The sequence below is a fragment of the Candidatus Ancaeobacter aquaticus genome (assembly GCA_030765405.1).
GTDB classification, from domain to species: Bacteria; Auribacterota; Ancaeobacteria; order Ancaeobacterales; family Ancaeobacteraceae; genus Ancaeobacter; species Ancaeobacter aquaticus.
Genome location: JAVCCP010000067.1, coordinates 45,794 through 71,595, shown reverse-complemented (window position 1 = coordinate 71,595; position 25,802 = coordinate 45,794). Strand labels below are relative to the sequence as shown.

1 protein-coding gene (cut by a window edge) is annotated in these 25,802 nt (G+C 37.9%); it reads right to left on the bottom strand.

Annotation, left to right across the window (positions count from 1 at the left end):
- Nucleotides 1–42 precede the first annotated feature (42 nt).
- Nucleotides 43–25,802, bottom strand: the 3' portion of a protein-coding gene (locus tag P9M13_08865; GenBank protein ID MDP8263395.1) for a hypothetical protein. The gene runs 15,766 nt beyond the window's last position; 25,760 of the gene's 41,526 nt are visible here — the last part of the coding sequence; the start codon falls outside the window, past its right edge; the stop codon is at nt 43–45.

The window sequence follows — 25,802 nt, the reverse complement described above, 5'->3', positions numbered from 1 at the left end:
GCAAAAAAAAGGCGCACAAGGGAGATAGCCCCCTTTTTTAAATTATGCCGCATCTTCAATAACTTCAGGCACCGGATCAGTATTGTGAGGTAATGCTTTTATTTCATCTATGGTTGGAGGCATAATATTGCCTTGGGAGTCAATAGCCTCGCCTGGCACTATGATACCAAGACCTTCAAAGTCACGTACGTTGATCACCTTATCGGTTTCAAGTGCACTGTTAATAATCTCAGCAAGTTTCTGTAGTACGCTTGCACTTTTAATATAATTCTTCATAAAAGCAATTCTATCGTCATATGCGAGTTTCATTACAAGATTTTTGGATTTCTCAGGTTCAGTATTCTTTATATACTCTGCAAGAACAGTTATCGCTTTACGTAATTGAGGATCGACATCTTGGATCTTTGTTACGCCGAGAACACAATCCTTAAGCGTCTTTGCAACGGCGGGCGTATCAACAAAATACGCTTCAATAGATTCAATAAGCGCACTGTATAACTGCTGATCATCATACACGGCTGTGTCTACCGGCTGCTGTTTAAAGTCTATAATACCAGCACTTAAAATCGTATTCAGGACTATACCGGCATCAATACGATCATCTATTCTTAAGAATGCCGGTTCACCGTTAATAAAGAGATAATCCGTTAGGCCGTTAATATCCTTTATGGCATTCCCTTGTGCCGCTTTTTTCATGCTGTCTTCAAGGACACTCATGGCGCTATCACTAAGCTTTAATTCGCCGCGAGCGGTAATATCCGTTAAAAGACCTGAAGTGATAAGATCCATTATCACGGCTTCTTTCGGCAAAGATCTGATAAATGCCTCAGTCAGTACAGTGCCCGCTTCTACAGGAATATTGTATAGTTTGTCAAAGACTTTATTAAATACACCTTTTTCCTGAGAATAGGTTATCAGCGTGCTAATGATACTGCCTAACGCTTCTGAGCGTTCTTTAGGGGTCATTTCCACAGCAACAGCCGACGGTAGCGCTTCCGGAACAACTGTTACCGGTAGTTCACCCGTTTTAAATGTGAGCTTATCTTTAATTAAATTTATTATCTTTCCTAGAGGACTTCTCGTCATGGCCGCTGTAATAAATGCTGTCGTTAAGAACACGAAATCCATGAGATAATAAGGCATATTATATATAACAGCAAAACTGTTTGCATGTAATACCTGCGGATACAGGAAGAAACCGGCAATTGTTATAAAGAATATCTTTTTCCCGGCAACATAGTTGATGAAGCGCGCAATCAATGACGACTTTGTAGGCGGCAGTGCCCGAATGATAACAGCTTCCTGGAATTCAGGATTTATAGCTTCATTTTCTATTTGCACAACCAAACCTTCAGCATTCAATCTCAGCGGTATACCAAATAACTCTACAATCTTTCCCTTAACCAAAGCGTTGGCCATTTCCTTCTCTTTTTCTTTTATCGTTTCTTCAATTACAGCAACAGAAGACACCTTATCATCCAAAGCTTTTCTTAATTTCTTCGCGGCTTCAACATCATCTGTAGTTACCGCGGTTGTTTTTATTGTTTTACTCACTATGTTTCGTATGAGATCATTGATACGAATCCATGCGAACTTTTGATTGTATTCTGTATGAATTTCTTTCTCGAAATTGCTGACGGCAAGCAGGAACAGTTTGAGCTCCTTCCTCGTGAGTCTATATCTTGAAACAATTTCTTTAACAACAAAGTGTGTTAAATGTTTATTATTCCTGTCTTTGCCGGCTTCTAACATCAGATTATGTGCGTTAAATCCAATAGAAGACGCCACGGCAATAAAATTACCTGCCTTATTAGCTTTATACAAACCCTCAAACACCCCAATAGCCTCTTTGATTTTAAACATGCTTACATCCGAAATCTCTTTCTTCACAGCCGATATCTTTTCCGCGCCTACGAGCTTATCTTTCTTAATTTTAGCATACATTGACTTAATTAATTTCTTAATTTTATCAGTATAGGTCTCTATCTCAAGCAAATTGATAATAAAAGGCTCAAGTTTATCTCTCAATTTTTCATCTTGTATATGTTTTTTCAACATCGACCTAACCTCATCTATTTTTCCTTCCGGAGTTAATATCTCCCAATTAGTTGAGGGGAATATTCTGTCAATAATATCCCAACATAAAAGTATCTGACTTAAATACATGTCCTCAAACCACTTTTGGGGATCTTTACCTTTAGGCATCGGAGGAATACGCGATGAAAGTGACTTTATCATAGCATTACGCACATTATCATCAGCTTTACTCCATACATTATCAATTATAGATACTCTGATAGATTCTGATAATGTAGGCCAATCATACTGCATTAATATATTTGAGAAAAATTCATCTTCCTGCAATACATCGAGATCTCTCTGAACAGCAATATTAAATCTTTGTAAATTAACCATTTTTTCAAGTTTTTTATAATCCTTTTTCCCTTTATTTTCCTCTAAAATTTTCCCTAACATATTTTCTTTTACATCTTCAGGAATATCTATCCAATTTTTATCTTTATATGCTTCAAAACCTTTTTCTTTGGATTTTTCACTAACTTTTTCTCTGAGCTTTTCACCTAACGTGAAATCTATGTTGGTCAAATAATGCATATAAAGTCCGATCTTATCTTCCGGTCCGCACGAAAAACTGGTTTTTTTATTGATCAAATTAATATTTTCTTTAATAGCATCAAGCTCAGGTCTCTCTTTGAGTTCATCCATCCATCGATCAAGCTTATACGCGGCGCCCCTTTGAGGGAAATCTCTAAAGTGTTTTCTTGCAAGGGTTGGTTTTGCGGTATAATAGGCTACAAGCGGCCCAAACATCCATGAAAGGATATATATAGGCCAACCAGCATATACAAACGCAGAATCAAAGACATTTACCAAACCGCCCATAGTAAGAATAACACCCATAATTAACGGCGCCATATACTTTCTAAAATCTTCCATATTAAAAACTAATATTAATACCGCGATTAGACCAAGCCATACAGGAAGCGGCCCTAAAATACCAATAGACAAAACACCAAAAGGTTGATAGTAAAACGGTAGAATAGTAAAAAACAGTAAAATCGCACTTATCAATGTTTTTCCCAGTTTACGGTTACCCAAATCAGCGGCAACAGATAGCGCGAAAAGCGTCATCCCTGCAATAGGTCCATACATATCCCATCCGCTGAGAACACCAGTATTATAAAATGAAAATAGCCTTGAAATTCCGGATAAAGTAGTAATACCAAGACCGGCAAGGGCTCCTGAAAACCACAAATTACTACTAAAACCATATACCCTTTTAATTGCCATCTTACCCACTTTCATTAAATTGCCAACAGTTTCTGCTTTAAGCCAATCCACACCCAAAGCAGATAATAAAGATTTGATGGTTTTAGCGGTATCTTTTACAATAGTTACAGGAATATTCATTAGCATAGAAGTTGACCAAACAGTCTCAACTGTTGTTCTTGTAGCGTCTCTTTTCACACCTCTTCCCACGCGGGAAAGTGTTGCCCCTGACCATACACCTATAAAATATGGGATATTTCGAGAAAGCCATTCCAATGGTTTTAAAGAATATAATCTTGCAGGCATAATTTTGGATAGTGTTGTACTAATATAACCGATATTAGTATTAATATACTGAACCGTATTTGTTAATGCTTCTGGCACAGGTATAGGGCTCTTTGTATACATAAATGCCGCTATCCCAGCACTTGCAGTTATCAAAGAAGCCCACATCTTTTTCCAGCCTACGCTTCTTCTTAACCGTGTAAAAGCGTATCCTTCCCCAGACTTCCAGAAAAGACCAAACGACAACAAGAAAAGACTGGTCGCAAGCGGGCCAAAAAACATATTCATTAAATATGCAAAGCCAAGGCCAAGTAAACCGGAACTTATAATCTTTCTTAAATTTTTGTAATGCGGATGGACAAGAACACCCAATCCGATAAAGATAAATGAAATACTGCCTAAGCATTGAAACAGCCATGACCCAGCTGATATAAACTGTGGATATCCATAAAGAACACTTGATAACCAGCTTATAAGCGGTACTGCTCCGATTAACATAGTCGCACCTGTAAGAATTGTTCCTGCGATTATTGGAACAGACCTATAAACACCACCACTGGCAATAAGCGGTCCAAAAAACTCAAAAGCAAGCTTAAACAATGGAGCTGCAAAACGTTTTTCTGTCCATTTCTTATAAAACTCTCCACGACGCCATTTATATAGTGTTTTATAAACATCTTCATTATCCGGGAATATCCTGTCTAACGTAGGAGCAACAAATTTCCCCATGACAATTAAAAAGGCCATAACAGTTAAATAAAGCACCATACCAATAACTATACCTGTTGAAGTTATAATATTTGGATATAGTGTAGCCATAACGCCAAAACCAGTACCCCATATAAGGAATAATACAGGGCTTACAAGGCCTAGTTGAATTAAACCAATAACAAATTTATGAAAACCGTGAAGTTTATGGTCCTTTTCCAATTCAACCATAGCCTTTTCCGGCAGGAAAAACATCGCTATAGCAACCGGTATAGCCCCTAAAAATCTTATAGGCCCTTTTTCTATCCACTGTTTTTTGAGGTATGTCTTGGTGTTACCCCATGCTTTTGTCCATACACCCCAATCTTTTTTAGGTGTATAAAGCGCACCTAAAACAAGACCAATCCCTGACCCAACCGCAAAATACTTGATTAAGGCGCGTAATGCCAGCACAGCCGAGGGATAAGGAAACACACCTGAAATACGCAACCCGCCTAATGCGTATAAAATCCATCCACTTACAAATGCCGCACCACCGATTAATGCTGTTTGAAACGCTCCTTTTCTATATGCTCTCTGCATCGATACAAATACAGCCCCCGCTTTTGTAACTTTGAATATAAGCACCCAATCTCCCCCACCCCAGCTGCCAAGCCTCAATTCAACCGCATGATACGTTTCAGGCACTTCTTCAGAAAGAGGCGTAGCACCCATTTGTCTGCGTATCCTGGCAACTTCTTTTTCAGTAGCATCTCTGGCATATAGATATTCCGGTGCTACTCGATTAATAAGAGCTGTTGCCATTTTCATTGCCTCTTTATGGTCATGACACCTCATACCAATTATAATTGCCTGGCGTAAAATCGAATTATAAAAATGAGATTCCTGCCAGAATGTCATTTTACCGTACGCGTTTGCTACCCCATACATAAGCGCCATAACTGCGGCAACATACCCAAGAATTTTCTGGGCATCATGCTGACTGGCAGCAAAAGGCGTTGTTATATTATGGTACCCAATCGCCCCCTGCAGCAGCCTGACAATATTTCCCTCTTCTACGGAACGCACCAGAATACTGTTCATATAACTTACTACAGCCCTGGTAAAAGCATCATCACCGTCAATCTGGTTCATTATCTTAAATGTATAATCAGGCTCAGCGGGAAAATTTAATTCAGCGCCGCTAGAATCAAATTCTCTGGCAATAATAAATTTATTGGTTTTTTTATTCTTAAGGAATGTGCCGAACCATCTATCCTGCTTTGAAAGATCAGTGTCATATGCAGGCTTTATATGTATTTGGCCTTTTTTATTAAATTCATAGGTATCTTTAGCAGCTAAAACCCTTACTGCAACAAGATCACTAAAATCATTTAATTCAACATCCCAGTCCTTATAACGCTCCATGTCGATGGGAAAGACCTCTGCAGTCTCAGCGGGTTTACTCCTGAGATTACCATCCTCATCCATTACCCAGGTTTCATCTATCTTATTTTTATCGATAATTTTTTTAGTTTTCTCATCTATAAACTCATTTCTGGTTGCATCATATTTGGCAGCAACGGGCCGCTCCTGATATCCTGTAATAACACCTTCTTTGTTTTTAACAGGCGAAAAGGTGTTCTTTTTCATAATTAATTCACTCTCTTTAAACCCATCGGTATCAAAATCATAGTCTATGGAATTCTGAACAGTATCGGTAACATCCGCAAGGTCAACGATAACAGAAGGATCTATCTGCGAAAACTTATATTCATTATCAGTATAATATAGTTTACCTTTTTCTTTATAGAAACCGTCTTTATTATTAACCATATAACCATCTAAAACAGGCTCCATTTTTTCAAAGACATCGGATAACACATAAAAATATTCAACCTCTTTAACCGGACGGATAACTTTGCGCCGCTTATCTCTAAGATATGCGACATTTAACAACTTCTTTCCTTCCATTTCTTTAACTGTCAATACCTTTTCACCCTCTTTATCTTTATCTCTTTTTGCCTGCTGAAATGTACCTTCTTTCGCAATTAATCTTTTTGCAGCTTCATGATAAAGATCTCCTTTTTTAATCTCATCTGTTATATCTTTCAGAGCTACCACAAAACCTTTATCGGTATCAACAACATAACCGCCAAAAACCTTCATCTTATCTTTCATGAGATCGTCTTTAACAAAATATTTATCTTCACGTCCGGTCTTTCCCGCGTGTATTGAATAACTGTCACCAACACATCCAGTCTCGGCATATCTGTCAGCTTCCTTATACATAATCCTTTTTTCTTTAACAAATTTATCAAATAACTTCCTTGGTATACGCTGATTAACATCCGAGGCATATCTTCTACCGTCTATACCAATAAATCCGCCTTTGATAAGCCTTCCATCAGCCTCCACTAAAGATATTTTTCCTTTAGAATCAACCTCAACAAGGAAATTCCCGGGATTTTCCGGTATTTTTATATCTTTTTTTGTATATTTTTTTACGAACTTGCCTTTATCATATAAAGTCACAATACCGTCTGCATCGATTAATATCCCTTGTTTTTTGACCTTATCTCTTCCAATAATTTCAAGATCAGCCCAGTTCGCAACCCGTACACCCTCCGCTTTCACCTTCTTTTCACGAAGAAGTTCACCTGTACCTTTATTATAAAGGTCCTGCCTAATGACCACATTAGAAGCCAAATCCTTAGCGAGTTTTGCAAGAAGTTTCTTTCCCTTACCTTTATAAACCTCCTCTTTAACGGCAAAATGTTTTATTATCTCAATCAACTTAGCCTTATTATCTTTTATATCATCGATACTCTTTTCAATCGCTCTAAACAATTTTTGTTTTGAAAGATCATTATCGAGTTTTTTCTCTTCTTTGCTGAAATCTTTTGTCAGATCCACCTTTAAGATCTTCTCAAGCTCAAATCTCTTCGTATAATCAACAGTCCTTCTTGAATCAATTTCAACTTCAAGAACATATATATCAGCTCTTGATATTTTGTATCCTTTTTGTGTTGTAGCAAACTGGTTCCCAACCACCTGACCGCCAATCTTTACGGGTATACCATCACTGTTAATGAGCCATCCTTCCTCAAGCACCACCTGTGCCTCCCCCTTAGCTGTACCTTTTATCAGCTGTCCTTTGACCGCATCAATAGTAAAAGTATCAACATTTTCTACAACCTTGTCCGTTTCGATAAATTTACCATCCTTGTATTCACTAAGTTTGTAATATTCCCCCTCTCCTACATCAGCATCATAAATAGAGCATAGAGGTTTGCCGTTCTCCCACATCTTTCCTTCTTTATCAAGCACAAACATTCTTTTAACTTGCCCTTCTTGTTCCGGAATATCAAATTCCACATCAAAAACCATTTTAAAATGTTTGGGCAACCCTATGGGCATAAAACCTTTTCTAACTTTTATAACGCCTTTATCAAGCTCAAAATCTTCTTGTTTTAAAACAAGTTTCCATTTCTCTTCCCCATTAACGATTACAGGCTCAAATAACCCGGCTTCCGCCATTCTGAAACGCTTAGCACCCGGATTATCATAATCATAAATATATATTTTTGGCCTGACAGTAACATTATCATACTCAACTCCCTTAACCTTTAATGTCCGATATTCTTTGAGATAATCACTGGTATTATCTCCATATTTTACATACCAATCATAATCCTCATCATCCCTCAGATAACCCTCTTCATCAACATCATAGATAGCCTCATAATGAGTGTATACCTCTTTAGTTTTACGGTTTACCTTTAACTGCTCGCGCATGTCAGCGGCCATCTTTGTAACATATGCCAGAGGATGTCTAAATCCCCCCACCATAAGTTCAGTAAAAAGATTATATCCTCCGGGTTTTCCAAGATGTACCTTAGCCTTAACGGGTCTATTAACTTCTACTATTCTGCCTTCTATTTCTAATGGGAGTTTTACCCCTTTATTTCTGACAAAATACAGAAATTTATCATCCCCTACTTTAGACTGATAATCAAAAGCTGTTTCGATTTCAAATTCACTTACATTATCACTGCAATACGCGCTGGAATTATTGCTGTCGGGAATATAATTATCAATGAATGAAAGGAATACATTAGTCATTGCGGCAAAAGATCCTCCGTGTGTATCAGAGTAATTATTACATAATATTAAAGAACGAAATTTTCTAGCAATATTTATCATAAACGCTGGATGTGCAGGATGCGTCTCCATTCTTACCGGCGCAATACCAAAAAATTTCCTGACACCCTCAATAATCGATGCATCGCCTACAAGAGCAATACCAAAATTCAGTATATAATAAAGAGCCAATAATCCTGCTATACCACCAAGTGCAGATCCAGCCCAGGTTATGGTAGCTGTGACATAAGTCATAGCAAGAACAACTACGATTGTTTCGCGGAAAAATTCAAAAAATGATCCTTTAAGTCCTCTCCACAGCGCTCCCTTTTCTTCTCTATCACTTAATCTCCACTTAAGCAGATATTCCATACCGCTTTCAACAAAACTCATAAAAGAAACCGCGAAACGGTACATAATCGTCCCGATAACGCCATAGGCAAGGATTGAATCAAAACCGGCAAAAAATGGCATACCGCTGTACGCGCTCAAACTATATACATTAAAGAAAGCAAACAAAAGCCCAAGAAATGTTCTTTTATTTACTACAGCATCAAAAGCCCTGTCAGCAAGATCTCTATACTTCACTCCTCTTACCATAGGTTTAACGGGAAGACCTATCTCCGTCCTTAACGCTTCATCCATATCATTGAGAACAGCATCAGTCACTTTAGGTGTTGGTTTATCTTCTTCTACAGGAGTTTGTGTTACTACCGTACCAGCCATTAAAACAAGTCCGTCTCCGGCATATAACGCGTAGACCAAAAGCGCAAATATAGAAATTTCAGTGGTATGTCTTCTCAGCCAGGATATTATTTTATCGAATCTGGAAGGGGTATATGAGGCAACATATTGTTTAAGCAAAGCTTTATTAGCATCATCTTCATAATACTCTACACAAATAGTCTTATTTTTATTCAAATCTTCCTGGGTTCTGTATCCCAGATCTGCATGCTTAATATTTGAATAAACAATATTAATAAATTGTTCCCATGTGGGAGGAGATAAATCACCTTTAAACAATATATAAAATTTCGCATACATCTGGCGCAAATCTTTGGGATCCAGTGCCGCTTCAGGGTTTCTTTTCAATTTTATGATAATATCAATAACACCGTCTAAAATTAAACCCTCTTTATCACGCGTAATCCCGGTTTCATCAATGACATCATTAGCCGGCTTTATGTAAGGTTCTACACGTCCTCGCCATACCTTGTAAAACCACGTGACTATACCCATTCCTAACAAAAGATATAACATGTTGTACCCTATATCACTCCATGACATTCGCTTTTCTGTATCCAGCGAAGGCGCTTCCTTCAGAAGATTGTCATACTTAGCTTTTTTGCTTTTTAGTGTTTCATTTTTGCCATCAAGTTTTTTCTTATCTTCTTTAAGTTTCTTTAATTTACCGGCTAATTCTTTTTTTCCTTCCAGGCTGGAATCAAGGACAAGCACTGTTCCATCTTCACCGAGTTTACTTTTGTCAATTCCATCAAGTTTTTTATCGATTTTCCGCAATTGGTCAAAAGCGCCCTCAGACCAGCCTGCGGACCGCACAATATTGCGTACAGTATCTTTATTAAGCGCAAGAAACAATAATGACTGGTCTAAAGACAATATTTTTGACGGAGTAACAGGATCACCATTTTCCGCGCCATATGCATCAACAAGCACATCAACGCCATCGAAATTCACCCTTTTTAAATTATTAAAATTCACCAGATTTTCCACCGCTATATCCAGATCAGTTGTTGCAAAAAGTGCGGCCGGGTAAGGTGCCACAACTGACGCGTCATTGAGGCCAAACGCGTCACTATAACGACCGGTAAGATCAGATGAAGGCGCGGAACCCATATACTTAAATCCGTTTTTCCGGGCAATCTCGCGGGCGGCAAGAATATAATTAATGTCATTTACCAGAATATTCGGCGCGTACCGACCGTCATCAAAGAATATATTAGGTGTAAACACGGTAAATGCATTATTTTTGTAACTCTCAGCAACATTAAATCCTTCTATTTCCTGATTATTATTATTCGAGTACGGCATTTTTTCTAATATATCAGCCGGTAATTTCCCCTCACTTATTAAGAATAACAATGGCACCCTAACTTCACTATTAAGTTCCCCATAATACAACACCTCTCTACGAAGCATGCCGGATTTATAAGGTTCAATAACAGTAGGTATTCCTAAAGCCGTTTCTTTTATAGGACACAGCATACGTAAACCATGGATCACAATGCCTTTTTTATCATCAACAAAAACGCTGTAATCGGCACCTTTTACGATTTTATCTGCATTCTGGAAAACATGTTCCATCCCAGTTACATCTTTAAACGTATCTCTTACCAGAGAAGCTGCAAATGTCAGCCATGCCGAATCCAGAAATGAATAATTTATATATCCCTTATCATCAATTACAGGAGTTATATTCCCTTCTTCAATATTTAGATATTCCGGAAAAACACCGCCATAGACATGATTTATACCTCTAACTGCTGAAACTGATTTGGCCAGAAGCTGTTGTAATCCTTGTATTTCTATTTTAAGACGGGATATCTCAGATTCATATTTTTTGGGTTCCGCCGCAAACGTTTTCAGCTCAGTTTCCTTATTCTTGATCTGTGTCAGGATACAAATCCAATCCAACCCTATATTTGTAGGCTTTGTCATCTTGCTGTATTCCAGTTTACCGTCTTTTTGAATATATATATTGTCAATCGGAATACCGGTTATAGTATCTCTAAAGAGTCCAAGAGACTTCTCTGCCTCACCAGATATTTTATTTATCGCTTTTGTTTGAGCAGCCGACTTTATAGCTTTTGGTGCTTTACTAACTTCCGTTTCCAAACCAGGGATGAGCTTATTAGCTTTTTTAGCGGCCGTAATCATTTCTTCTGTACTCTTTATCTTCTTTTCATTTTCAGCCAGATCATTACTTGCCGAGATATATTCCTCAACAAGCTTGATATATGCTTTAAGATCAAGTCCCATCTTAACTTTAATTTGTTCTCTTAATGCATCATCAAACCCTCCTTCAGGCTCTTCAAGCCCTAGTAATTCCTTGATCCCTATCTTCATTACACTGTCAGTTAACCTAATCGCCGAATCCAGGTCACATCCAGTATTAGTCTTAACCTGATTGACACTTTCATTAAAGAGGCGTATATCAGAAACAGTTACGTTTTTGCCGACGATTCTATCCATAAAATCGTTAGGCACACCAAGAGAATCAAAAGCTCTTTCAGAAGGTACAGTTATATCCAACTCAACAAACATTGACGTAACAGCCTTTTTCAACTGCGTACGTTTAGCAATATACCGTATTGAAAGCAGTTGCTTTGTAATTTCACGGTTAGAAGTCACCATTATGTCTTCAACAACATTTTTCTGCACTCTTTGCACATAGGTATTTCTCATCTGCTCAGGCAAAAGCCCAATAACATCAAGTCTTTGCCACCAATTACGAGACATCTGATCAACATAAACGAGCAATTCATCATCACTTGCAATCTTCACGCCAAATTGTCTTTCCTGATCTTCTCTAAGACGTACAACATCGTCTATAATCATCTTGATATCAGATACATCAAGATTACTGTTTACTGCAGTTTCGGTAAGATTTTTAATATTGTTTTTAGCAATATCAGTCTTACTGGTAATATCAAAATCTCTTAATTCTAATCTCTCAAATTCTGTTTTAATCGCAGCAGAAATGGCTTTGCTTCTATACAACGTAAATTCACTGCGTATTTCATTTATATTTTCATTTATATTTTCATAATAATTATCTTTATCTATACCCATATCAGAAATGATTTTCTTCAATTGCACACGCCACTTTTCTTCAATCCTTCTTTCCAATTCTGTAAGCCCCAAAAGCCCCTTAGAGAAAATAGGCTCAACCTTAAGCATAGCCCCGATTACACGTATTATATCGCGATTATAATTGATTTCAGGTGACGGAGCAAAACCAAAGTCAAATGCGTTATCAGCCATAAACATAAGATCCATAACCATCTTTTCCTCTTTAACGTCTTTACCTGTCATATCCATTATAATATCGCGCATAGCCGTTGTGTTATCCATTAAATCATACACTTTTCCCTCCGTAATACCGCTCTTGTCCATCTGGCGGACAAAATTATCAAGGTCATCATCGGTAAATTCAAGAGCGAACTTCTCCTTAAATTGACTCTTAATTTTGCGTTTTAACTCAAGTTCCGCGCCTACATCAACAATAGTGGTATTGCCAAGTTTCACCTGTTCCAATAAATATTTAACTCTTCCCTGATCATCTGCATCCATATCATAAAGTGACATTTCTTTACGTTTTGTAGAATCTGGATAACCAAGATACTTTTCAAGATAAATGTCTTTGATTTTCACCAGCAACACATAATTATCTTTAATAACCTTGGGCACCTCTTCACCTGATAAATACCGGTCAACAATATAATCAATCTTAGCGTCTTCACTAAGAATCTCTTTAATAATCTTTGCCGGCACTTCTTTGGAACCGATCTTTTTTATATCTTGGATAACTTTTTTACGTTCCTTATCAAAGAATAAATTAAGTGCTTCTTTACCTTTCGCTTCGATATACTCTTTATTTTTTTCCGTTCTTCTTTTTTCGGTTTTTTCGCTTTGCTCTTTAGCATTATCCAACATATCTTTTTCTGTTTCAATATTCGTTTTTGCCCTCTTCTCCCGAGATGACTTTTCAAACATACTCTTTGCAATATCATCAGCATACTTAAGCATAATTCTTTTTATAACCCTGTCAGACTGCTCTTCTTTTAACTCTAATTTATATAATAGCGCCCTTAACGATGCTTTGAAATTTCCTAACCTGAACAACAAATCACCCATAGCTTTATATTTTAGGTTTCCTTGATGTTTTACCTTCCACTGATCTGATTTAAATATTTCTAACAATTTATCCGTTAAGCTCTCATCAGGTATCTCTCCCAAATTCTCTACTGATATACTGTATATAAATTTCAATTTTTCAATATCAGGGCCGAGATTACCAAGATTGACATCAGCATGATATTTACCGTCAAACATACCCTCAAGATATCCCTTAAGTTTACCAACAGCCGCAGGCGGCTCTTCCTTGCTGATATATACAGCTTTATCCATAGTTATATAGTTTTTGCTCTTTTCCATAAAAACGCTTTGTATTGTCTTATATTTTTCGATAAATTCCTTTATTTGCTCCTCATTTTTACCATTCATCACGTATTCGGCAGCCATATGCAGAGTATTGTACATATTTGGAAGAGGAACAACTCCTCCATGCTTGCTTTCCAAAAATAATGCTGTATCATCAAGCTCATCAATGTAAAACTTCCATAGTCTGACTATTTCTTTGATCTTTTCTCGCTTAAGCTTCTTCTGTTCTTGTTTGGTGAGTTTTCCCCATTTTGCCCCGCCTGCAAGGTTAATAAGCTGGTCTTCAAAATCTGTATCTCTGCTCACCATATACACAAACCTCTGCCTGAACTCATCTGTTATATCTTCGCCAAAATACGTTCTGTATACAGCATTGATGAATATCGTATCCTTAAATTTTTCTTGTAGTTTTTCCCTGTTGGTTGCCTTATCTAAGAACATATCATTAAATCCGTAATATATCGCCTTATCATCCTTAAGCTGCGCCCTCTGAACATATAAATTAAATAAAAGTTCCATTTTCTTTAAATGGCCGGCAAAATCATTTATATCAATAAAACCCGCTTTTTCAATTCTTTCTCTTAGAGCTTTCTTTTTTATATCTGTCATTTCAGGATAACGGCTCAATTCATCGTTTGCGTTTTGAAATACACCGCGTATCCTGCTCATAATCCCTTTTTTATTCAGTAGGTCAAGGTCTTCCTCAACATCCTTACGTACAGCATCAAAAACTTTAAAAAGTCTATCTACCTCATGCCCCGGCTCTTTTCCATAATCAAAATATGACTTAAAAATGCGTTCTACCTCTTCTTGCGTTAACTTCTCCTGACTAAATTTTTTAGAAATTTTATTGTCCGTGCCAAAAGATTTTGCCTCCCCAATCAAGTTTTTCAAACCATCCTTAAAAGAAGTCATGTCCTTTTCCGCGGCTTTATTTAGTTTGGCACAAATATCAAGTAATTTTTTATCAAGTTTTTTATCAAGCGCTGCCTTTTTCTCCCCCTTCGATGTTTTTTTCCATTTAAGGTATAAACTTTTTGCCTTTTTAAGATCAATTTTACCCAATACGTCTTTAGAAACAACAGCGATACCGTCAAAATACTTTCTGAGATCCTGTACGCGCACAAAAGTTGTCCGTGTAGCTTTGGCGTTAAGCCTGTCAACTTCCTCAATAAGCGGTATAAGATTTATGGTTGGAATTTCGGTTTTTTCAATTTTGTGTCCCGCGTCAGGTGGTACTACGCTCATAATTTTTTCAATATCAAAATTTGGATAAAAAACTCTCGGATTTTCTATTTTAATAAGATCGCTCACAAGCTCGAGGTTAATATTTTTTGCCCAGTGAATATTTCCAAAGACTTCCTTTATATCCTTATCTTGAGTAATATCATACTTTCTGAGCCAGTCAACCCAGCTGTTTACCTCTCCTCCTTCAAGGGGACGGAATTCTTTTTTGGCAATTCTGGCCGCTGTATAACGATCTCTTAAAACCTGCTCGGATTCTTCACCTGTGTATCCACTTTTCATTAATTCCATTGTCTTTTGGACAACACCCTGCTCCATAAATTCATGCCAGAAAACATCATCATCATAGTGCGCGTTCGCAAATGTTTTGATATAACCCTTTATCTCCTCATTATCAACATCAACGTTTATCTGTTCAAAACTCTCTTTCGATACCTTCTCGGCATTTTTGACAGCGCCCCATTGCGCGCGATCATATTCTATTCCGCGGTCAGCAAATGAAATGATACCTTCATCAACAAGCCGTCTCACTACCTTATAAATTTCAGCGAAACGACTGGCTGTTTCCGGCACAAATTTTTCTTTTATATTTTTTGCGCGAGAATTAATTTCCTTTTCAGTAAGCTCTATTCTTTTTTCGGATATCGCAACTTTTTCTGCATCATTAACAATTTTATCAATTGGTACATAACTTCCAAGCGGGAAAACAGCCTGAGAATCAAGGTCGTTTTTGATCCGATTTTTAATAAGTTGTATCCTTGACAGGTAAATATCAAATCCAATCGCCGATACTCTGCCTTTTAAGAACTGTTGTTTAAATATTTTTTTGTATGCATCAAGATAAAGATCAATTTCTGCTCGTAATGTTTCTTCCTCTACCCCCATGTCCCTCAAGTCTTGTTTTATCTTTTCCTCTTGCAGTATAAGTGATTTCTCAAGAGCCTTTTCGTACAGGCGTTCTTCAACCCTTTGGTCTTTGAAAGCATTAAGCAACTCTTCTTGAATCTTCATATATTCGCCAATAGCTTCAATAGGTATATTCTTGCGCATAAGTTCATCAGAAACCGAAGATATTTCTCCATTACGTAGAATTATCTTAAATTTTTCTTCCCATACACCCTTATAAAACTCAAGAACATCATCACTTATATGTCCATATATCCCCTTCAGTTTTTCACGCTTAGTGGCACTGTTAAGATTCTCTCTCGCGGCCTCAAAATTTTCATCAGGCGGCATTTCCCGCAAATGTTCAGAAACTTTGATACGGTATGCAATTGCTTTTTTAAATTCTTCTGCATCGCCTTTATACGCAAGCGCAAGTTCCATGGAAAGATTTACCATAACACCCATATGATCGGGATCAGTCGGATCAAAATAAGTGATCGAAGGATTTTTAAGATATGTCTTCAATACTTTCGGAACATCAATTGTAGATGAGAGAAGCACGATATTATTGAAAAGGACATCAAGCCATTCTAAACGCAGGGTGTCGTTTTCATCAACAAAATAGATCTTTGCAAACTCGTCAAAATATCTCAGGAACCCGATCCACTGCTTAAATCTCGGATCAGCAAAATTTATCTTTAAAAATCCCACGTTCTCTGGATCCTTGAGATCTTCAATCATCTTGATGGCTACCTGATCAAGATTTCTCCCAATGAATAGCGGCGGTAACTGTATGCGTAAAGTATCTCTGTTTGCTTTAATGTATGCCTTGAGAGCCTCTGGTGACGGAACCGTACCTTTAAACGCTTTAAGCACTTTTTGGTATTCCGCGGTATATACGTCATTGAGGAATTTACCGGCAACCGGTATAAGCTTTTTAATCGTTTTTGACAGTTCGACCAGATTACCTTTCAGCAGTGCCCGTGTACTCTCATCGGAGAGATCCGGTGTTATATCGAGCTCACCGGTACGGTTTTGGGCAATCAGAAGCTTAACGCCCTTAACAGTAAATGTGCTATCGCCTTTTTCGAACTCGAAAATTTTATTTGTCTTGATATTTGTGAGGATATACCGATCGCCATCTTGTTTAACAAGGTAGCGGCTATCACCCAATAATACGTACTGATATGCCGGTACGGTAACCGGTATATATGTTTGGTATTTCTCTTTCATCCATGTCCCCAGATTAAAGAGATCGCCAAATTCTTTGGTTATTCTCATAGACTTTACTTCATTGAAAAGCGCTTCACAATCAGCATTGTGCTTCTGTATCCATGAACTAACTTTTGGAGGTGCTCTCTTAAGTGCATCGCCATAGGTTATCGCTATATTCAGGTTTAACTCGTCAAGGAGCGGATCAAGCATTTTTGCAAGGTCATTAGTGTTTTGTATCCCTGAATTCTTCTTGAGATCATTTACCATAACCAGCAGTTTTGCGGAATCAGGCATACCCATATATTGACCGAGCTTAAAGTCATAATACCCGTAAAAACTTCTTGATACCTCACTGATATCGATCAGGTAAGCTTTAAGCGCTTCAAGTCTTTCAGGGTCCTTATCCAGCCCGTTTAACTTGATATAGAGGTAAAACGCATTCACGATACCGTCATGTTGTAAATTATCAAATCTATAGAGATCCATATCAAAGAGCCGCTTGTAAAGTCCTGCCGCAAACTTATATGCAGGGTCCTTCATCTCTAGTTTCTGTTCTTTTGTGAGACCAAACTCTACCGTATCCATAAATTTAAAAAGCTCATTCTCTCCCTTAGCTAGACGTAGCACTTCTTCATCACTGAGCTCTTCACCTTGCTGCTTTTTAAGGAACAGTTTAAGCATTGTCTCGATATAAGGTAAAATATAACGTTTATACACATAGTTTCTCACATTACTTCTGGTAATAGGCTCAGGCAAACCACGAGGATTATCGGCTTTTGCTTCCTTATATAAAAACTCAACCATTCTTCCAGCAAAACTGGCAAGACCTATCTCGGATATATTTAAATTCTTATTTCCCACCAACCGTTCATCAAAACGTTCTTTTATGTCTACTCTGAAGAATGAATCAAAATGAACACCAAGCGCAAACGGTAATTCATCACCTTTTTTAAGCATATCATTAATGAGTGGATGAATTCCCTCTGCGAAAACCGCGACTTCTTTAAGATAGCGGAATCTGTCTTTTTTCTGAAGTTGCGGATGAGTCATAAAATATTGCAAAAACATTATCTGGAACGCTTCTTTATCAACAACTTTGTGATCCCTAAGATCTATGTCGAATGCTTTTGCAATGTCTGAAACAAGCGATTTAAATTCCTTTGCATCACTACCAAATAGCTGACTGATATAAAAATCTGCATTTCTGGGCTCAACCGGTTTATCAACGCTCCCTTCGCGAACAACGCGAACAAACGCTTTTTCGACTGTTTTTACCGGACCCATCATACCATCGATAGGAGGCGTTACAGGCCCCTCAGTACCTTTTTCTAACATTTCAATTTCTTTTTCAAGCCGCGCAATATCTTTTTTCGTACGATCGATCAAAAATACGTCTCCTACAGCACCGGCTATCTGAGAGGCCTGTAACGCCTGCTCACGTTCAAGCGCTGCCATACGATTTTGTTTCTTGGTTATCTCTGTCTCGAGTAAATCTCGCTGAATAATACTCATTTTAAGTTCTAATCTCTCACTTTCCAACTTTGTCTGCTCAACTGTACTCAATGCACCTTTTACTGCTTTCGGTAGTTTGTATTCATCCTCCAGAATAAATTGCGCATAATTCTCAAATTGAGCAAAAAGACTCCTATAGACTCCTAATGCCTGGTTATACCCTATTTCAGCATTTACATATTTTTCTTCCAGCGCTCTCACATCACCAAATAACTGCTCACCTTTTAAATACCGTTCAACGACACTTTGCAATGCATCATCAGCGCTCCCATACACAAGTGCGTACGCATTATTTCTCAAGAGGAGCTTATCTTTAACGTCCTGCATCGCATTATTTAGATTTTTTTGTAGTCGTGATAAATATGTCCGTAACTCCTCAATCTTTACATCAAGCGTAAGTTGCCCTATTTCTTTTTCCAATTCAACAATTTTTGTTTTTATTTTTTCTTCTGGAAAATCAAGCTTTTTGGTCCCGGTTAAAGAAAAGCTTTCGGGTGTCGCGGTAAGAATGACAGCATCAATCATGCCTTTTCGTTTACCGGCTATTTCTTCAAGTTCTGCTTTATCAATATCGATCTTTGCAATCTTTATCTTGGGATGCACTCCAAGTGCTTCTTTTAACTCTGCAAATACAGCATTAAATTCTTCCGGTGAAAGTGTGCTCAATTCTATTCTTACATTTTTCTCCGGTGAATACCCATATCCTGTCGCCCATGCAAATGCCTTGAGCCGTGCTTCTGATTTAGACAATTCCTTTTTTGCAACGTCTAATTGTGCGTTCAGTTCTTTGACAAATTGATCGGCTTTCGGATAATCTTTGCGTGTCTTATCAATTTTTATAATTTCTTTTTTATCTCTCTCCTTAATAACCTCACGCAATTTCACTCTTTGATTATAAATCGTCTCCAGAACGGCACACATTTGTTTTCTTGTAAAAAACTCATGTTTGAGACGTTCATATTCTGCACCGCTATCAAGCTTTAACTGGTCAAGCCCTATTTTTTCCTGAGCAATACCAAGTTCTGCCTGTGGAATATGTATTTCAGTAAAATCATGGTGTTTCTGAACATCAAAATAGAGCATTGTCCCAGGAATTTTCAGTGATTTCTTGAGTTCTACCTGAGACGCATACGAAAAGATCGGTGCTACATCAATAAATTCTTCACGTTCAAGAATGTTTCTTTCTCTCTCACTCTTTAGGATTCCGATTTCCAGGATAGTGGATTCGAGTCCACCAATAACATCAGCATAATCGCTTATTTGATAAGGCTCTTCAGCCCATTTGCTCATTTCCTCGCCCTTTATTAAGCGCTCAATCAGCACATCTTCAAGTGACTCAAACAAAAATACTTCTCCTGATATTTTTACTTCTTTCGGGAATTTCAAATCACGTGCGTCAACTCTTTCCATCATAGCATGTACAACTCTCTCAATAACATTAACATTAATATCCCGAACATTACCTTTACTATCCCGCTTTGTTTTTCCGTAATGTTTTGCGACCTTTTGTGCGAAACGCGATGTTTTCACTTTAACTTGAGCCATTTTTTCTTTTTCACGGAGCACCACTTCTTTTAATTCCCATAATAAGAAATTATGGTTCGCAGCGTCTCTGGCGATGACAGCTTTCTGATAATCTATTTCAGCTTTTAGTATTTCACCTTCCTCCGTTACCGTTACATCACCATCTTCCATTCTCTTTTTAAGATCGTTCATCATGTCTTTAAGATAAAGACTATAATCTTCAGCTAGTGTATAACGAAGCTTAGCGATACGGTATTGTGCGAGGATCTCTGCATCATTTTGCGTATCGTTATATATTGTTTTTATCGTTTGCCCTATTTGATGCACAAGATTCGATATGCTTATGCTTGTGTCAGGTATCTTGTATTCAGTGATATAATTTCTACTAGTAAAATCAACACCGCCAAATAATATCATCCAAGGTATCTTATCTATTCGACTCTCCGGATGCGTCTGTTTTCCCCGATAACGATCAAATCTTCGACGTTCTTCAGCCACTTTTATAAGATCAACCAGCATTTCTAGGCGATTTTTCAATGCTCCATACAAAGCATCATAATTATAGGTAATCCCCTTAGCATCCAATACCTCTTTCAAGTCCTTAGAGATCTTCTTCTGAGGGTACGTATCTATATCTTCTAAGATCACGACACTAAAAGGTCCATCACTGGTAAGATTACGGATCATGTCGAAGAATTTCTTTGTCGATGGAAGTTCGGGATTGTAATCACGAATGTTCTTTTTCAAAAACTTAGATAATTCAATAAATAATGCCGTAGGCTTCTTTTTCTCATTATTGCGTATCATTGTTAGCACTTGATCCCATAGCTCTTTACTCATACCATCATCATTTTCAAAGACAATAAGATCATTCTCGCGCCGCCGCGTCGCTTTTTTAAGCCGCGACAATGCAGCGGCGTAATCATCCCGGGCTATTTTCTCTTCATTTATTGCTTCATCTCTCTCCATCTCGGCGCTGGCGATCTTTATCTTATCCGCTGTTTTCTTAGTTTTTTTAACCCACTCATTATAAGTGCCGATAAGCTGCGATTCTCGCTGTTGCCTTATTCTCGCTCTGATAAGGTTATCATAGGCTGCAATCACTTCTTCAATGACAGCGCCTTTTGCTATATCAAGATTTTTCCGGTCAAAATCCGCAAAAGCTTCTCGATACCCAACCTGTGCTTCAGCATCTTGTATATTTTTTCCAGGATGAGGATGTGTCGCATCAATTTTATTTATTTCGACATTCTCTTTTAGAGCTTGAAGCTGCGGATGCTTTCTGAGCGCAGCACGCACGAGGTCAATCAAACCTAACTCCTGAACATCCTCTTGAATATGGACGTCTGGGGATTTACCGGCATGCCGTAGTTTCTTTTCTACTTCAAAAATATTATTCTTTAACTCTTCTGTGACCTTATTTTTTTCCAATCCTTTTTCATCCAGATAACTCATAAGCTCATCGTAAGATAACCCTTGGCTTAACAGCTTCGCTATAAGATTAAACTCAATATCCCTCTTTTCTTTTTCCGTAAGTTCTTTTCCCTCATGTTCCGTCTGCAACCTGTATTCTTCATCCAGTATTTGTGCAAATGTCTTTTTATAATCTCTTTCTGCTAACACCTTAGCCAGTCTCTCTGCAAATTTTAGAAATTCAGTGTTGTTGATTTCCTTTCTTATAGTGCTTCTGATAACACTTTTTACGTGCGCCTCTTCAAGGATCTTTATAGCGGTATTAAGCGCAAGTTTATGAATGTCTGAATCGACATGTTTCCCTTTCTCTTCGGCCTTAACGATTTTTGAAACATCAGAATCCTTTCTTACATCAATACCTCTTTTATTCAACGCATCTATAACAACTCTTATATGTGCGCTGATAGATTCCTTCTTTATCTGAGCTCGGAGTTTCCTTAATTCAAACGCATTCTTCTCTGCTGGAGTTATAACGTCTTTATATTTTTCTAATTCCTTTAATTGGCTTATATCCTTTATTACCTGCGTGTTTTCATCTAACTGGCGTTTCAGTGACACATACAGCCTTAACAGGTCGGCAACGTAATAATACACATTTTGTTCAATATTAATGAGCTCGTATCGTTCACGGATAACCTCGCGTTCTTTTACCTTAGGATCCCATCGTCCTCTGTCACTATATACATATAATGATAATCCTGGTCTTTTTAAGTTGAAGAAGTCAAGCGATATACCCAGATCTATCTGAATTCTGCCGCCATTAGCGATCATCTGGTCTATGATCTCTTCTTTTAGTTCAAATACCTGCTTAAGTGTTTGAACACTTTTTTCGTACTTAAATGTAGTTATCGGAAATTCTTCTATTTTAAAATTCATTATGTCCACTATCTTGATCATATGTCCATCAGGCAAACCAATAACTACTCTGACAATATCACGAAGACGCTCGGTCCTATCAAATTTCTCTTTCCACTTGATGTAGAGATTCTGCACTTCATTCGATTGTGTCTGGATTGTCCCAAAACTTTCTTTCTTCTCAATAAGATCTTCTAATTCTATTTGTGCAGCTCTAAATGCCTCAAGGTAACTCTGCTCATCCTGATAAGCTTGCTGATAAAGAATTATAGCCCGAAGCATCATGTCTTTTCGCTTGTTCTCGTTAGATTCCTCGTCAACTTTAGCGCTCTCGGCTTGTGTGCGAGTTTTTTCAATGATAAGTCTCCCCTTATTGTCATATCTTAATGTGGATGTCATTCCTGCTGAGATCTTGTCAGAAAGAGTAAAATACAATTCCGGTTTCGGATCATGGCCTTCTTCCACCAGTAATGCCATCTCCGCAGCGTTTTTCACTTTGAGTCCGGATATTTTAGTTGGTTTAGCCGCTGCAAGTATCTTAAATATATCCTGAGCATTTCTGATCGTTTTCTTTACGTCGTTATCCCTAGCTCCAATAAGCTCATCAGGATCACCGATCTGCGAGCGAACCTTTGCAATGCGAAGCGCGCGTATATGCTCATTCTCCACTTCTAATTTTGTCCTATCTGCATTTATTTTTGACTTCAAATCTTTAATGCGGGCATCATATTTCTTATTTAACGAACCGAATTTTGTATCATAATCCCTTTCCAACTCGGTAAGTTTACTCTTTTTCTTATTAAGTTCTTTCGTAATCTTATCTTCTTGATCCCGATCCCGTTCGCCCTCAACCAAGGGAATAAGAGTCGGTTTTGTAACTGGTATAATATCTTTTGTATCCGGTTTCTCGGGAGAAGTTGCTTCCTGTCCAGTTGTTGGTTCTGTCGTAAACGGTTTAGGTTCTTTAGTGAGAATTACCGGTTCTATAGTTGGCTTAAATGCCGGCACTTTCTCTTTTATTACCGGCAGTGTCGGTGGTAATACAGGTATTTCTTCACGTCTCTTTTCTACAGTAAACAGGTTACTGAAAAAATTGCGCATTGCAGGGTAAAAACCTTTCTCCTCAACGGTTGTCATCACAGCCTGTTGTTTATCAAACGCTATATCTGCAACCGTCTTTGCATCAGCAGAAAGCGGCATAGCAAATAGCGGCAAAAAGATCAGGAAAAGCTCTAACGATATACGGCGAAACCAGAACAAGCTGTTTTCTTCTTTGTCAGCAAAGCTGTCAGATAACGAATCAAAGAGTTTCTTTTCTTCAGGCCGTATTTCATCCACATCCACATACCCTAAGACATCCTTATATATAACTTTTGATTCAGCCATTAACATATCTTTCAATGTCACCTTAAAGAGCGGTAGGTTCCGTTTTGCGTATCCTTCAATAGTCTTTGCCAGCATCTTGCGTTTTGAATCGTCTTCTGTTGTAATATATCGTGTAATATCTTGTCGCATTTTATCACCCACACCACTAGCAACAAGATCTTCTCTTTTTCTAAAGCCATAATACCAGATCGTTACGGCCATCGAGAACACAAGTTGTACAGCTAAAATAACGCCAAAAGCCATACCTACTGATGGAATGAGCATCACAGATAAAATCATAGGCGCTATCATGTAAACCAGTAGAAACTTATAGAATTCGTTACGGAATTTAAAATCCCTGTACATTCTATAGAGCGACCGCAGGCCGTCAAATCTATCAACCTCTACTCGCTCTATCTTTTTAGAAATATTTTTGTATTGATTATCGTTTGCGAGCTCAAGTTTCTCTATTTCTTGTTTGTACCCACCCTTTTTTTTGTATTCGTTAATCTGAGCAAGCGTATCACCGTACACTGTTGCAAGTGTCTGTATTTCCTGACGCCTTTTTTCTGGCGGCATCTTGGCTAAAGCATTAACAGAGCTAATCAGTTTTGACTGATCCCCTTTCTCTCGAGTCGGATCAATAAGTATTTTTTCTCCCGATGATGTCTTAATAACCGCGACTAACCCCTCATCCCCATAATCAAAGTATCGGTAAACCGGGATGTTTGAGTCTAAGATCATTTTAACCTGAGGAGCTGTAAGTTTATACAGCCGTCCGGTATCATCATATGCATAATCACCGGTCTCATTCTCAACGATTACAGCAACCCTATCACCATCATTGATCATCTGTACGGCCTCATCTGAGAGTAATTCAATCTTCTTACCTTCACTCACATCTTTCGCGGCAGTTTCTAACGCCTCCTGCGGATCAACCGTTTCGGATACGATCGGTGCTATATCGATTGTAATTCCCAACTCAACATCAATTAACTCAGTCAAAGGAGTGTCTCTATCGAGCAGAGTATTGTAAATACTCTCTACCGTCGCTATTGTGCTCTTATCAATGGTCGTATTCATTGTCTTTACAAGTATGTCGCGTATTGTTTTATACTGCTCTTCTAATAGCTCAGGAACTTGCATTGCACCAAAAATCTTTGACTTGAGCTTACTTATCTCGTCTCTGGTAAGATTTTGTTCTTTAGTTATAAACGCGAAGAGGAACTGTCTCAACACCATATAGGGATCAGAATATTCTTTCAATGAAAGCATCAAAGCGGGTAGTGCGGGTATTTCAGAGTCATATATCTTAAACTGCGGTACTAATCGATTTTTATCAACAAACTTTTTTAGTTTTTGTGAAAGCTCTTTTAAGTATTTACTCGTGGCTTCAGTATGCATGGTTGGATCTAACTCAACATGAACATACTCTTGCTCATTGTTGAGTGTATCAACAAGCACACTCAAACTTGGCGGAGGTATCGCGGCAAGATTCTTTATTTTTCGTATGGTATAGGCAAATGTTGAATACATGATAATGTCAGGATATAATACCGCGGCCCCAGTCAATTTCCCATTTTTAAACAGGTTCTTTATTCGTGCATGAAGATATGTCAACCTTTCATCAATACCTTCGTCAAAAGAGCTCACTTCTGATATCTTAGTCGCCTGAGCAAATACTTTATTTACCCAATACCGCTTATTCTCGGAATCATTCATGAGCTTGAAGAAAAGCAATGGACGATTTGCATAGTCTCGCACAGAAATCAGATCTTTGTCATTGGCAACATAATTTTTCCATGTTACGTAGCCATCTTTTAAGAACATGTTCTTAAGAATAAAATCAAGTGCCTGACGGTCATTTTTTACCTTCTTGGCTTCGAGAATAAATTTTTCGATACTAGCTTTCTCTTCCGGCGTTATTTTCAAAGCTTGGAGACGCTTTGTTACTTCGTCCTTAGATATGCTGCCAAAATATTTCCAGTGAGAGGTGGCAATCTTTTTTATGGTGGTGACTGCTTTTTGAATGCGTTCCATCTTCTCAAGGATCAGAGCCTGCTCGCGAGAGACTCCGCTTTTAATAACATCTTTAATATCTACCTTCCCTTCAAGATATTGTTTTGAGATAACAATATTCT